General features: G+C 68.5%; 12 protein-coding genes and 2 pseudogenes. 5 read left to right on the top strand and 9 right to left on the bottom strand.

The features are described 5' to 3' along the window. Window positions 1-3: 3 nt before the first annotated feature. Window positions 4-831 (top strand): C40 family peptidase, encoded by an 828-nt coding sequence (locus Q0937_RS12460; RefSeq protein WP_299304069.1) that lies wholly within the window; start codon window positions 4-6, stop codon window positions 829-831. Between the two features lie 98 nt (window positions 832-929). On the opposite strand, the gene Q0937_RS12455 is transcribed toward Q0937_RS12460, so the two are convergent. Continuing rightward, window positions 930-1,862 carry a cation diffusion facilitator family transporter gene (locus Q0937_RS12455; protein ID WP_299304062.1) on the bottom strand — a complete coding sequence of 311 codons (933 nt, stop codon included), beginning with the start codon at window positions 1,860-1,862 and terminating at the stop codon, window positions 930-932. Further along, window positions 1,862-2,212, bottom strand: a complete 351-nt coding sequence (locus Q0937_RS12450) for a helix-turn-helix transcriptional regulator (protein ID WP_299304061.1) — start codon at window positions 2,210-2,212, stop codon at window positions 1,862-1,864. The genes Q0937_RS12455 and Q0937_RS12450 overlap by 1 nt, the downstream gene beginning before the upstream one ends. A 190-nt stretch (window positions 2,213-2,402) precedes the next feature. Here Q0937_RS12450 and Q0937_RS12445 point away from each other — a divergent pair, with 190 nt between their 5' ends. Then, window positions 2,403-3,068, top strand: a complete 666-nt coding sequence (locus Q0937_RS12445; RefSeq protein WP_299304060.1) for a copper resistance CopC family protein — start codon at window positions 2,403-2,405, stop codon at window positions 3,066-3,068. Window positions 3,069-3,114: 46 nt separating this feature from the next. Here the strand turns inward: Q0937_RS12445 and Q0937_RS12440 are convergent, their stop codons facing one another. The 5 genes and pseudogenes from Q0937_RS12440 to Q0937_RS12420 all read right to left on the bottom strand — a co-directional run bounded on the left by Q0937_RS12440 (window position 3,115) and on the right by Q0937_RS12420 (window position 7,085). Beyond that, a complete protein-coding gene (locus Q0937_RS12440; protein ID WP_299304058.1) occupies window positions 3,115-5,106 on the bottom strand; it encodes a cytochrome c oxidase assembly protein in 1,992 nt (663 codons plus the stop codon). Between the two features lie 371 nt (window positions 5,107-5,477). Further along, window positions 5,478-6,080, bottom strand: coding sequence for a cadmium resistance transporter (locus tag Q0937_RS12435; RefSeq protein ID WP_299304056.1), 603 nt, complete (start codon window positions 6,078-6,080; stop codon window positions 5,478-5,480). Next, a complete protein-coding gene (locus Q0937_RS12430; protein ID WP_299304054.1) occupies window positions 6,077-6,436 on the bottom strand; it encodes a helix-turn-helix transcriptional regulator in 360 nt (119 codons plus the stop codon). The genes Q0937_RS12435 and Q0937_RS12430 overlap by 4 nt, the downstream gene beginning before the upstream one ends. A 50-nt stretch (window positions 6,437-6,486) precedes the next feature. Then, window positions 6,487-6,651: pseudogene (locus tag Q0937_RS12425) on the bottom strand (low molecular weight phosphatase family protein); the annotation flags it as partial. 44 nt (window positions 6,652-6,695) lie between these two features. Beyond that, window positions 6,696-7,085, bottom strand: coding sequence for a heavy metal-responsive transcriptional regulator (locus Q0937_RS12420; RefSeq protein WP_299304052.1), 390 nt, complete (start codon window positions 7,083-7,085; stop codon window positions 6,696-6,698). Window positions 7,086-7,200: 115 nt separating this feature from the next. Here Q0937_RS12420 and merA point away from each other — a divergent pair, with 115 nt between their 5' ends. Continuing rightward, entirely contained in the window at window positions 7,201-8,631 is a 1,431-nt protein-coding gene (gene merA, locus Q0937_RS12415) for a mercury(II) reductase (RefSeq protein ID WP_299304050.1), read from the top strand. A gap of 52 nt (window positions 8,632-8,683) precedes the next feature. Then, window positions 8,684-8,992 (top strand): annotated as a pseudogene (locus tag Q0937_RS12410) (heavy metal translocating P-type ATPase); the annotation flags it as partial. A gap of 169 nt (window positions 8,993-9,161) precedes the next feature. Here the strand turns inward: Q0937_RS12410 and Q0937_RS12405 are convergent. After that, window positions 9,162-9,719, bottom strand: coding sequence for an OsmC family protein (locus tag Q0937_RS12405; protein WP_299304048.1), 558 nt, complete (start codon window positions 9,717-9,719; stop codon window positions 9,162-9,164). A 266-nt stretch (window positions 9,720-9,985) separates the two neighbouring features. Here Q0937_RS12405 and Q0937_RS12400 point away from each other — a divergent pair, with 266 nt between their 5' ends. Then, on the top strand, window positions 9,986-10,834 hold the full coding sequence (locus Q0937_RS12400; RefSeq protein WP_299304046.1) for a CHAD domain-containing protein: 849 nt from the start codon (window positions 9,986-9,988) through the stop codon (window positions 10,832-10,834). Window positions 10,835-10,864: 30 nt separating this feature from the next. On the opposite strand, the gene dnaG is transcribed toward Q0937_RS12400, so the two are convergent. Beyond that, a complete protein-coding gene (gene dnaG / locus Q0937_RS12395; RefSeq protein WP_299304044.1) occupies window positions 10,865-12,841 on the bottom strand; it encodes a DNA primase in 1,977 nt (658 codons plus the stop codon).

The following is a 12,841-nucleotide window of genomic DNA, read 5'->3' as shown; positions in this document are numbered from 1 at the left end:
TTCATGGCCACGAGCAATTCCCATCGCGCGGCCGGCCGCGCAGTCACCCCCCTTCGCCACAGCGGACGCGCCCTGCGTGGCACCGGAGGTGCCGCCCTCCTCGGCACCGTCCTGCTCGGGTCCGCCTTCGCTGGTGGTGCGGCCCAGGCAGCACCCGCAGCTCCTGCGACCGTGCCGTCCGCGGTCACGCAGGCCGTCGCGCCTGCTGCTCCGGCACCGGCGCAGGCTCTGGACTCCTCCAAGAAGCTCCGCTGGGGATCCCAGGGCGCCTCGGTCGAGCAGCTCCAGTCCGCACTGAACGATGAGGGATCCTCACTCGCCGTCGACGGAAAGTTCGGCCCGCGCACCCACGGCGCGGTGAAGGACTACCAGCAGACCAACGGCCTGCAGGTCGATGGCGTGGTGGGCCCCGAGACGCGCGGCTCCCTGAACGGTTCGGCCTCCCGTGTCGGCGGTGGTGGCGCGTCGGTTCCTGCACCCGCATCCTCCTCCAGCAGCACCGGGCAGGCGATCGTCGACGCCGCACGGACCCAGATGGGTGCCGCCTACTCCTGGGGCTCGAGCAACCCGGGCGTGAGCTTCGACTGCTCCGGCCTGACCCAGTACGCCTACAAGCAGGTCGGCATCGACCTTCCGCGCACCTCCGGCCAGCAGGTCGACGCCGGCACCCAGATCTCCAAGTCCGAGGCCCAGCCCGGCGACCTCGTCGTATGGCCCGGCCACATGGGCATCTACGCCGGCGGCGACAAGGTCGTCGATGCAGGCCGCTCCCCCGGCGCCGTCACCGAGCGCACCATCTGGGGCAACCCCACCTTCGTCTCCTTCCGCTGAGCCCAGCGACTACCGCGGCGCGCACCCCACCATCGCGTGGGGTGCGCGCCATTTTGTCACTCTCCCCTGCAGTCAGGAGGCGATCGGATCCGTAGGCGTTACGTGTGCAGGGGACGTTCGGATTCACCTCGATGCACGGACGGGCTCTCCAGTTGGATCGTGGCATGCTCAAACGCCACAGGGAAGTGCGTCCTGACGCAGACATGGACCTCTTCGAGGATCTGCAGTGCGTGGGCCGATTCGAAGCACTCCTCCCCGACGACGACGTGCGCCGAGAAGATCGGCAGATTGCTCCCGATCGCAGAGGCGTGCAGGTCGTGGACATCCTGGACGTGGTCGAGCGCAAGGATGTGCTCACGCACCTGATCGAGATCCACACCCTTCGGGGTGTACTCCATGAGAATCCGCAGCGTCTCGGCCATGATGCGGAACGCGCGGGGCACGATCAACGCGGCGATGAACAAACCGGCCAGTGCATCGGCCTGCTGGAACCCGGTCACCTGGATCACGATCGCGGCCGTGATCACTCCGAGCGAACCGAGAGCGTCATTGAGGACCTCGAGGAACGCGGCACGCATGTTCAGGCTCGAATCCTTGCCTCCGGCGAGGATGAGGATCGCGACGATGTTCGCGGTCAACCCGATCACTCCGAACACGAGCAGCTGCCCCGAGGGGACCTCTGGAGGGTCGGACAGTCGGGAGATGCCCTCGACGGCGGTATACGTGCCGACCACGATCAGAAGTGTCGCTTGGGCCAGTGCCGCCAGAACCTCGATTCGAGCAAACCCCCAGGTGCGGCTGCTGCTCGCGGGACGCAGCATCATTGTCGCCGCGATCAGCGCGACCAACAGTCCGGAGGCGTCGACGAGGGCGTGCGCCGTGTCCGTGAGCAGGGCAAGACTGCCGGTGACGACGCTCCCTACCGCTTGTGCGAGCACGATGACGGAGGTGATCGCGAAGGCGATGGCGAGTCGCGTTCGGGCGGTGCTCGACCCGTTGCCGCCGTGCGAGTGGTCGTGTCCTGAGCTCATCAGAGGTCCCCGTCCTCAAGGTTCTCGTGGTTGCGGTGGTTCTTCAGGGACAGTGTCGTCCCGGAGGTGTCGAGCAGATCGTCCGCCACCTCGAGCAGGTCCTTCAGTCGGGACAGATCGGCGAGGGCGAACCAGGATGCGCGGCCTTCGGGGCGTGCGGTGACCAGGCCGCAGTCGCGCAGGCACGAGAGATGCTTGCTGACGGTCGACTGGGCAAGGTGCATGTGTTCGACAAGGTCGCGGACCCGGTGCTCACCTGTCGAGAGGTGCTGGAGGAGAGCCAAGCGTGTGGGTTCGGCGAGAGCATGGAAGAGCGCGGCATGACTGTCTGCCACCTCGAACTGGGGCACGGCTAAGATCGTATCAATCGTCACATGGCGATGATATCGCTCTTTGGGGTTCTGTAAAGGGGTGGGGAGGGACGAGTCGATCCTGGGAGATGAGCGAAGGGGTCGCTCGTGGCACGTCGCTACACTCGATGTGCCCCGGTCACGGGGACAAAACGGCCCGCACGAGGGGCCACCCGAGGAGGAGAATTTCATGAGGACGGACACGACTGCTGCTCGCGGAACCACCGGGACGGCGGTGCGGATCATGCTGGCAAGCCTGGTCGGGCTGCTCGCCGCCGTGCTGATGCCGATGGCGGTGCCAGCGCTGTTGCCCGCAGCATCGGCGCACGACACCCTGATCTCCTCGAGCCCGGCAGCCGGCGAGAGCTTCGAGCAGGCTCCCCAGATGCTTGAGCTCACCTACAGCGATGAGGTTCTCAACCTCTCTCCGGTCGTGCGACTGACCACCTCCGCCGGCGAGGAGATCTTCACCGAAACGCCCACCGTGTCCGGCAGCACGGCCACGATCGATCTGCCGCCGCTGCCCGCCGATGACTACCAGGTCTTGTGGCGTGTCGTCTCCTCGGACGGCCACCCGATCGAAGGCACGGTCGACTTCACCGTCACAGTCGGTGCCGAGCCCACGGCCGCAGCAGATTCTGGAGCGGTGGAGCCGACGGAGAGCGAGGAGCCGACCGCCGGGACGGACGAACCGAGCACGGAAGCCACCGCTGTCGAGCAGGCAGAGGCTCCGCAGAGTGAGGGCGGCCTGCCCCTCGGCATGATCGTCGGCGGCCTCGCCCTGCTCCTGCTGCTCGCCGTCATCGGCGCGATCATCGTCCGCCTGCGCCGCAGCCCCGGTCACGGCACCGACTGACCCGCCTCACGACCTGGCCACCAGCAACCCGCTGAGGGAGAAGTCGTCATGAAGGGTCGGGTCGAGGGGCTGAGCGAGCTCGCTGCCGCGCCTCAGCGTCACGACCGGCCGAGAGACCTTCGCTGCGTCGGCGTGAACGCACGATCAGTGCGCCGTGCAGGACCGCCAGCACCAGCACCATCGCCAGCAGCATCCAACCACCGAGTCGTTGATCGCCGAGCGCATCGGCACCCCAGGTCCGCCCCATGACCGCGAACCAGTCGGGCTCCACGACGGGGATCACCAGCACCAGCAGAACCGCCAACGCAGCAAGGATGCCGGTCCCCACAGCCAGGGCCGCCCAGCGCTCCACCCCAGCGACCGTGCCACCGCCCAGCGCCCTGCCCTGGAACGGCAGCGCCACAGCAGCACCGAACACCAGGACAGCTGTGAGGACGACCAGTCGGCCGGGCGCGGTATGCAATCCTGCACCGAGAGCCGGTGTCAGGTAGATCGCTGCGAATCCTGCCGCGCCGAGCAGTGCCAACACCGCCGGATGCGCAAGCCACTGACCCACGCGAGAGCCGGGCCTCCAGTCGACGAGCTCGCGCAGACCCGCAGAACCATCCGACCGAGGAGAGATCCGTTCCCGCACGAGGTCACCGAAACGACCGGCGACCAGCAGAGGCACTGCCACCAGAGCAAGCAGAGCATGCTGACCCAAGTGCACGGAGAACTGCACCGGCGCATACACGCCCGGTGCTCCGCTCGTCACCCAGAAGATGACCGCACACCCTGCGACCCACGCCAGCGTCCTGCCCACGGGCCAGGGACGCGCACCCGTGCCCGTCACAGGGCGGCGCATCCTCACCCAGAGGTAGATGACAACGAGACCGAGGGCAAGCACCATTCCGGCGACGTCCACACGCCAGGCCGTCAGCAGCGTCGTCAGCTCAGGCGGAGCGGGCAGGGGGTAGTCGGTCAGCGCCTCAGCCGTCGAGGCGACCGGTTCGGGCTCGTCCGGCACCGGAGGCGCCGTGTTCGACAGCGCGGCACCGAGTCCGGTCGCCGCGGCGATCAGGAAGACTTCCCCCGCGGCGAGCCACAGGAAATCTCTCCGGCGATCCGAGGCGCGCAACCGGACCAGCACCCGTCGGCGCTGCCACCAGCCCGCGCCACCCAACAGCACCAGCAGCACCGTCTTCAGCACGAGCATCCACCCGTACGCCGTGGTCACGAGGTCCAAAGGCGCGGAGAGCCGGACCAGGGCAGAGGCGATACCGCTGGCGGCCAACGCCCCATAACAAGCAAGCGCCAGGACGCTGAACCGTTCGGCGGCATCCGTGAGCCGTGCTCCGAGCCGCCCCGCGAGCAGCACGAGCAGCGCCAGGCCGCCGAGCCACACTCCGGCAGCCACGAGGTGCACGATCATCGCGCTCGTGGCCGCTTCGTGAGAGGTCTGCCCCGCGGCATGCCCCGTCATCGACTTCGTCACCAACGTCGCGAACATCAGGCTCAGCGCGATCAGGAGCCCCGTGCGAGACCTCACGACGATCAGCATCGTCGAGGCGACAGCGACGAACACCGCGCCAGCGAGCTGGTACTGACCGAGCTCGAGCCGGGTGATGTACATCAGGAGGTCGGAGCCGAAGCGCGGAGAGAAGGGTGCCTGGCCCGCCGCCAGGGCGTAGCCGAGGACCATCCGGACGACCAGCAGCATCGACCACACCATTGCCAGACCCATGCCGATGTCGAGTGCTCGCTCGTACGCCGGATGAAACCGAGACACGGTAGCGCGATCCTGATCAGCCTCCGAAGCGGATGGCCCCGTACGGCGGGGCAGCACGACGAGCGCCAGCACGAGGCACGCCACGGTGGCGGCACCGACCACATCACCGAGGGCATCGACGATCGGCAATCCCCACCGCACCACCGGGCCGGCATCGACGAGCTCCATCGAGATCGGAGCTCCCGCCATAGCGGCCGCGATCACCGTCCACAGCAGAGCCCACGGCGCCGCAGCACCTATGACGAGGACCCTGGTGCGCGTCGAGGTCACCAGGTCGCCCCGCAGCGCATCCCGGCAACCGCAGCGCGGACCGGCGAGTCGATCGACTCGGCGCCGTTGTCTGCCATTCTGTTCGCCGCACGGGAAGCCCCCCGGCGCGCACCGATCATCAACATGCTGTCCAGTCTCCCGTTCACCGTTGCGCCAGTTGCTCCACTAGCCCTGGTCAGACTAGCCAGCAAACGGCGCGCCCTGGAACTCAGACTCGGTCATCATGAGCAAGCCCTCCCCGTTGAACGGCGGGAGTTCGACAGGGCTCAGGTCCGGTCCACGCTCAGACGATGCCGACGTGACGAAGTGTCGCGAGCCCAGGATCCGAGACTGATCTGTCGAGCCCGGGACCTGTGTTCGCTTCGGCTGAGTCAGAGGCCGAAGGCTCCGCCGCTGACGAGGATGACGATGCCGAGGCCGATGAGAACGATGGGGAAGAGGATGTGCTCCCAGCGTTCGAGGGCTTCGGCGATCGGTGGCCGGGTGGCGACGAATCTGGCCAGTACCACCAGGACAGCGACGAGTGCGAGAAAGACGATGCAGTAAGCGACCACTGCGAGAGGCTCCACGCTCAGGAAGACCGGGGTGTAGACACCGATGTTGTCACCGCCGTTGGCAAGGGTGACGCCTGCGACGGTCCACACGCCGACCTTCTTGCCGGCAACCTTGGCGTCGTCGTCATCGTCGTCATCGTCTCCGCGCCATGCCTGCCACGCGGCCCAGAGGCCGAGGCCCAGAGGGATGAGTCCGAAATACGGGATGGCTGCCGAGGGCAGGAACGCTCCGGCGCCGATGGTCACCAGGACCGCGGCACCGAGGATGCCGGCGAACCCGAGGTACTGCCCGACCAGAATGCGGGCGGTGGTGCCGCGCTGGCCCGCACCTCGGGCGAAGAAGAGGGAGAGCACGATGATGTCGTCGATGTTGGTCGCTACGAACAGGCCGATCGCCTGCAGGACGGAGGCGAGGATCATGCGCCCTCCCCTGCTGCATCGCATCCGGGAACGGAGCAGGCGGAATCGACGCACGGAGCGTGCTCGTCCACCGCGAGGGTGGCATCGACCAGTGCTGTCAGAGCCTGCGCCAGGTGGGAATCGGCAATCTCATACCGTGTCCGACGACCCTCGGGCTCGGCGACCACGATCCCGCAGTCCCGAAGGCACGCAAGGTGATTGGACACGTTGGGGCGCGTCAGATCCAGATCTCGGGCCAGTTCCGCCGGGTAAGTGGGCCCATCGAGCAGAGTCAGGATGATCCGGGATCGGGTGGGGTCGGCCAGTGCGCGACCCAGGCGGTTCATCACGTCGAGACGAGAAGCAATAGTCAGCATGCACTGAACTATACATCCACTACTGAACAGATTCTCCCAGGTGCTCGGGGTCAGTTCGCGGCCTGGGTGAGGTCGCTCAGGAGCGCGCGGACGCGAGTCTCGATGTCGTCGCGTACCAGGCGCATGCGATCCATCCCTTCGATGGCGCGCTGGGAGGGTTCATCCGTGTGCCAGGTGGTCACCTGAACGGTCAGGCCCTCGACGGGTTCGATGACGACTTCGCTACCGTGACGCCTCGGCACGGTGAGCCCAGCACGGCTCAGACGTAGCGGCAGACCTGGTCGGGGCCGCAGCTTTCGGGGTGGATGGGGATGGCCGCCTCGCGCAGCTCGGTGACGGTTTCGCGCAGGGCGCTCAGTCTGCGCAGCTGGTGCTCGATGTCCACCAGGCGTTGGTCGAGCAGGTCGCGGACGTGTGCGCAGGGGGCCTGTCCGCCGTCGCGGATCTCGAGCACCTGCCGGATCTGGGCCAGCGTGAGCCCGGCGGCCTGGCCGCGGTGTATGAAGTCCAGCCGAGTGAGCGCCTCGGGGCTGTAATCCCGGTATCCCGCCGGCGTCCGGTCCGGGGCCGGCAGCAGCCCCTGGGCTTCATAGAACCGCAGCGCTTTGGTGCTGGTGCCCCCCGCTGCGGCGAGTTCACCGATCCTCATGGCTACCTCCTTTCGGAGTCACTGACGAACCCAGGCTTGACCTTCCCCTGGACTGGAAGGTCCATTCTGCTCTCAGAATGACGTTTCGCCCAGCCAGGCTGAAGGGGTATCTGCGATGAACCAGCCAGTGGACCTTGCGGTGATCGGTTCGGGTGGGGCGGCGTTCTCGGCCGCGATCCGAGCCCGGAACCTGGGCAAGTCGGTGGTGATGATCGAGCGTGGCCCGGTCGGTGGGACCTGCGTGAACATCGGCTGTGTGCCGTCCAAGGCGTTGCTTGCCGCCGCCGAGGCCCGGCACGCGGCCACCGATGCCCCCGGCCGGTTCCCCGGCATCACCACCGGGACCGGCCCGGTGAACATGCCGGCCCTGATCCAGTCCAAGAAGTCGCTGGTGGAGGGCCTGCGATCGGACAAGTACGTCGATCTCGCTGCTTCCTACGACTGGCCCATCCGGCCGGGCGTGGCCTCTTTCACCGGAACCCCGGAGGCCCCGATGCTGCAGGTCACCGGCCCGGACGGGAACGCCGAGGTGATCGAGGCGAAGCATTACCTGCTCGCCACCGGAGCCCACCCCTGGATCCCGGACCTCCCAGGGCTGGAGCAGGTCGACTACCTGACCTCGACCACCGCGATGGAACTCACCGAGGTCCCCGAGTCCCTGTTGGTCCTCGGTGGCGGGTACGTCGCCCTGGAACTGGCCCAGCTCTTCGCCCGGCTCGGCTCGACGGTGACCATGCTGGTTCGCTCCCGGCTGGCCTCCGCCGAGGAACCCGAGGCAAACCAGGTGCTGGCATCGGTCTTCGCCGACGAGGGCATCACGGTGCTCCGCCATGCTCAGCTTGCCACGATCAGCCAGGACGAGGCGACCGGTGAGGTGACCGTCACCGCGACCGTCGAAGGCCGGACCGGCCAGTTCCGCGCCCATCGGGCGCTGGTGGCACTGGGCCGCCGTCCGGTCACCGACGCACTGCACCTGGAGACGGTCCAGGTCCATACCGGTCCGAGCGGGGAGATCGTCGTCGACGATTCACTGGCCACAGCCAACCCGCGCATTTGGGCCGCCGGAGACGTGACCGGGCACCCGGAGTTCGTCTACGTCGCCGCCCACCACGGGGCAATAGCCATCGACAACGCCTTCACCGGGGCGGGACGGACGGTCGACTACGCCCACCTGCCCCGGGTCACGTTCACCAGCCCGGCCATCGGCGCGGTCGGGATGACCGAGACACAGGCCCTGGCGGCCGGCTACCGCTGCAACTGCCGCGTGCTGCCGCTGGATCACGTGCCCCGTGCCCTGGCCAATCGGGACACCCGCGGATTCATCAAGGTCGTCATCGATGACGACACCGGCCGCATCCTCGGCCTCACCGCCGTCACCAAGGACGCCGGAGAACTTGCCGCCGCCGGCGTCTTCCCTCTCGAGGGACGCCAGACCTATCGGGACGTCGCCGCGATGTGGGCGCCCTATCTGACCATGGCCGAAGGCATCAAGCTCGCCTGCCAGTCCTTCACCACCGACCCTTCCCAACTGTCCTGTTGCGCCTGATCCGGCCACGCGATGGTCCCCGCGGGGCCTACCCCGTGACCATGAACCGGGGGTGGGCCCCTTCCCCGGCTCCCGATGGATCGCCCCGCTCTTCGGCACCGTCATGTACGTCTGGGGTGGCCGTCCCTTCCTCACCGGCGCCGTCTCCGAGATCCGTTCCCGTCAGCCCGGGATGATGCTGCTGATCTGGCTCGCGATCACGGTCGCGTTCATCGCCTCCTGGGGAGCCACCCTCGGGATCCTCGACCACCAGCTGGAATTCTGGTGGGAGCTCGCCCTGCTGATCGTGATCATGCTGCTCGGCCACTGGGTCGAGATGCGCTCCCTCGCCCAGACCACGTCCGCACTCGACTCCCTGGCCGTGACGCCCCCGATGGCGTTCACATCGAGCTTGGACAGGCCCTCGCCGTCTCAGAGCACCTATGCCGTCGACGTGGCGAAGGATCTCGACCGGGAGCAGCGCGCCGGGACCGGACCAGCCGACAGGTGATCAGGCTGGCACGACCGTGATCAGGCCGGCAGGACCGTGATCAGGCGCGGGTGACGGTGGTCGTGACCGGGGTCGGGTTCTGGAAGATGTCGAGCACCGGGCAATGGGCGTCGACGGCCTCGCGCAGCTTCTCGTATCGCTCGCTGGACTCCGGGCCCGAGAGCTCGATATCGAGCCTCACCGCGGAGAACCCGGCGCGCACGGACTCGTCGGCACCGAAGAGTCGCGCCGCGTCCAGATCGGCTTCGGCCCTGATGACGATCTCATCGAAAGGAATGCCGAGCTGCTGCGCGTAGAGGCGATAGACGACGACCTGGCAACCGACCAGCGCGCCGAGCGCGTACTCGACCGGGCTGGCGCCTAGATCATCGCCAGCCAGAGCTGCGGGCTCGTCGACGACGAAGGAGTGCTTGCCGGCACGCACAGTCGTTGCCACTGAACCTGCGCCTGCACCCTCGACCGCGTAGGACAGATGCGCCTTCGAGCGATCGGCAGCCATGCGCTCGGCCCACGCGCTTGCCGCACTCGTGAGGAGAGCGGCGCGATCTTCGGCGGAGATGTCGGGGACGACGGACTGGATGCTTGCCGTGGTGGTCATGACGGCGACGATAGAAGCGCCTGCCGCCGGTACCAAGACCTGCGAAACCTTCCGTCATCGGGTGTCATGTGGTGCCATGAGCACCTCTGCACAGGAGCAGCCGGTAGTCACCGCACCCGGTCCCGCGGGGGAACCCACGCCGAGCTGTTCCTGGAGACGGGTGGTGCGCGGCGCGCGTCATCCACGCCCAGCGCCCACCGAGGACGAACAGGCCCGTAGGCTCGCCGTGGGCATGACCGTGACGGTTCACTTCGAGGAGGCCGACGATGGGCAGTGAGTCCGTGGGCAGAGAGTCAGTGGGCAGTGAGTCGATGGGCAGTGACCACGACCCCCTGGCTGCCTATCTGGCCCAGCACGCGACGCGGGCGCTCGAGGGCCTGCGGCATCTCGATGCTGCACCGTCGGTCGAGTTGGTCCATGACACCCGCACCTCGCTGCGCCGGCTCCGCGCGACCGTGCGCACGTTCCCACAGTCCTTCCCCGACCTCGTCGCCGATGATGCGGACCTGCAGTGGGTCGCTCTCGGTTTCGGCGCCGTCCGTGACACCGACGTGCTCGCCGAGCTGCTGCTGCCCCTGGCGGAGTCACTCAGCACCATCACCGCTGCGGCACCGTCCAGCGAACAGCACGCACTGGCCGCGGCCCTCACCTCCGCCCGCGAGCGGGCGCTCACGGACCTCGCTGTGCACGCCGAGGAAGCACGCTGGACGCGGGCCGTCGGCCAGCTCGAGCGGTGGAGCGGAGCGCCACCATCGCTCGTGACGCCCGCGACAGAGGACACGCTGCGACGCGCCCGCGACACGGTCAGGGGCCGGCTCTCCGCCGCGGACGGGCAGCCGACTGCCCTGCACTTGGCGCGCAAGGCCGCCAAGCGCTGGCGCTATGCGGCGGAGCTGCTCGCCCCGGTGGAGCCTGCCGCCCAGCAGCATCTCGAGGAGGCGCAGCAGGTGCAGGAGGTGCTCGGGGAGCTGCAGGACACCATGATCGGCACCGAGTTCCTGGACGGACTGCAGGATCCCGGCATGAGCGGCATCGGCGCCCTCAGAGGGCGCCTGCTGGACGCGCTGAATGCCTCCCGGTCACAGCTGGTGGCCCGCGCCGAGTCGCTGCTCTGACCGTCGGCACACCGCGGCCGCATGGATCCCTCAGTCGTCCCCTGAGCGCAGCGCGCGCCGCTTGACCTGCACCTGTGCCAGGCGCGTCATGATCTCCTGATGCCGTTCGGCATCCCGCGGATCCGTGCGCTGCAGGCGCTGCTTGAGCACCGAGTACTCGCGGGTGATCGACAGCTCGGAGAGTCGGTCCAGCAGGGAGCCGGCGAGCTTGCGCAGATCCTCCTCGTCCCGGGCCGGCAGGTCGAGGTTCGCGATCTCGACGATCATCGGCCGGATGGTCTCGCCGGCGATCTCGAGGACCTGCTCGAGGTAGCGGGCGGCGTGCAGCTCCCCGGCGACGGCATCGAGCAGGGTGCCGGCGGCGAGCATCACGTCCCACACCCCCTGCAGCGTGGGCACGTGGAAGGAGTCGTCCGGGAGCGAGGCCACCTTCTCGGGGTCCAGCAGCTGCGGTGCCTGGAGCATCACCGCGAGCGACTGCGTCTCGACCTGTCCGACGGGGTCGCGGGGGTTGACCGCATCGGCCAGGCGCGCGGCCGGCAGGGCCTGCGCGGTGCCGTCGGCCCCGGATCCTCGCTCGCCTGGGCGTTCGGGGGCGGGCACCGGTTCCTCGGCCCGGTGGCCGCCGCGTCCTTCGCTGCGGGCCGCGTCATGCACGGCGCGCAGCACGGTGCGCTCCTCCATCCCGAGCCAGCCCGAGAGGCGACGCGCATATTCGGGACGCATCGCGCGGTCCCGGATCTGAGCCACCACCGGTGCGGCCATCCGCAGGGCGGTGACCTGGCCCTCGACGGTGTCGAGGTCCACCTGGGAGATCGCCGAGCGGATCGCGAACTCGAACAGGGGTCGACGCTTCGCGATGAGGTCCCGCACCGCCTGGTCGCCCTGCTGGATCCGCAGCTCGCAGGGGTCCATCCCGCCGGCCTCGACCGCGACGTAGGTCTGGGCCACGAAGCGCTGGTCCTCCTCGAAGGCGCGCAGCGCCGCCTTCTGCCCGGCGGCGTCGCCGTCGAAGGTGAAGATGACCTCGCCGGCCAGGCCCCGGCCGTCGGTGTTCAGCCTCAGCCCGGCCGAGGCGTTGGAGTCCCCCATCACCCGGCGCACGATCTTCACGTGCTCGGAGCCGAAGGCGGTGCCGCAGGAGGCGACGGCGGTCCTGACGCCCGCGAGGTGGGCGGCCATCACATCGGTGTAGCCCTCGACGACCACCACCTGATGCTGGGAGGAGATCTCCTTGCGGGCGATGTCCAGGCCGTAGAGGACATTGGACTTGTGGTAGATCGCGGTCTCGGGTGTGTTGAGGTACTTGGGGCCCTTGTCGGACTCCAGCAGTTTGCGGGCGCCGAAGCCGATGGTGTTGCCGGTGATGTCGCGGATCGGCCACACCAGTCGGCCGCGGAAACGGTCGTAGACGCCGCGCTGCCCCTCGGACACCAGCCCGCTCGCGACGAGCTCGGCCTCGGTGAAGCCCCGGGAGCGCAGCACTCCGGTGAGCGAGTCCCAGCCCTCGGGGGCGAAGCCCACGCCGAAGTGGGCGGCGGCCTCCTGGTCGAAGCCGCGTTCGGTGAGGAACCTGCGGCCCACCTCCGCCGAGGGGGTGCCGAGCTGCTCGCGGTAGTACTCCTCGGCGATGGAGTGGGCATCCAGCAGCCGGCGCCGGGTCCCGAAGTCGGGCCGGTCCGCGCTGCCGCCGCCGCTGTCCTCGTAGTGCAGCTGCACCCCGTAGCGGCCGGCCAGCATCTCGACCGCCTCGACGAAGCTGAGATGGCTGATCTTCTGCACGAAGGAGATCACGTCCCCGCCCTCGCCGCAGCCGAAGCAGTGCCAGTGGCCCAGCTGCGGGCGGATGTTGAACGACGGGGTCTTCTCGTCGTGGAAGGGGCACAGCCCCTTCATGGAGCCGATCCCGCCGGTGCGCAGCGTGACGTGCTCGGCGACGACCTCGTCCAGGCGGGAGCGCTCCCGCACCAGTTCCACGTCAGCGCGCCGGATCAGTCCCTGGGCCAC

It is taken from the genome of uncultured Brachybacterium sp. (assembly GCF_947500705.1).
Lineage (GTDB): Bacteria > Actinomycetota > Actinomycetes > Actinomycetales > Dermabacteraceae > Brachybacterium.
The sequence above is the reverse complement of the archived record's forward strand: the minus strand, read 5'-3'. Positions and strand labels throughout refer to the sequence as shown.

What these genes read in the sequence shown, in the direction of transcription:
- Q0937_RS12435 (WP_299304056.1), bottom strand. Translation starts at nt 6,080, where the DNA reads ATGATCCTCGCCTCCGTCCTGCAGGCGATCGGCCTGTTCGTAGCGACC.
- Q0937_RS12455 (WP_299304062.1), bottom strand. Translation starts at nt 1,862, where the DNA reads ATGAGCTCAGGACACGACCACTCGCACGGCGGCAACGGGTCGAGCACC.
- Q0937_RS12430 (WP_299304054.1), bottom strand. Translation starts at nt 6,436, where the DNA reads ATGCTGACTATTGCTTCTCGTCTCGACGTGATGAACCGCCTGGGTCGC.
- merA (WP_299304050.1), top strand. Translation starts at nt 7,201, where the DNA reads ATGAACCAGCCAGTGGACCTTGCGGTGATCGGTTCGGGTGGGGCGGCG.
- Q0937_RS12420 (WP_299304052.1), bottom strand. Translation starts at nt 7,085, where the DNA reads ATGAGGATCGGTGAACTCGCCGCAGCGGGGGGCACCAGCACCAAAGCG.
- Q0937_RS12445 (WP_299304060.1), top strand. Translation starts at nt 2,403, where the DNA reads ATGAGGACGGACACGACTGCTGCTCGCGGAACCACCGGGACGGCGGTG.
- Q0937_RS12405 (WP_299304048.1), bottom strand. Translation starts at nt 9,719, where the DNA reads ATGACCACCACGGCAAGCATCCAGTCCGTCGTCCCCGACATCTCCGCC.
- Q0937_RS12460 (WP_299304069.1), top strand. Translation starts at nt 4, where the DNA reads ATGGCCACGAGCAATTCCCATCGCGCGGCCGGCCGCGCAGTCACCCCC.
- Q0937_RS12400 (WP_299304046.1), top strand. Translation starts at nt 9,986, where the DNA reads ATGGGCAGTGAGTCCGTGGGCAGAGAGTCAGTGGGCAGTGAGTCGATG.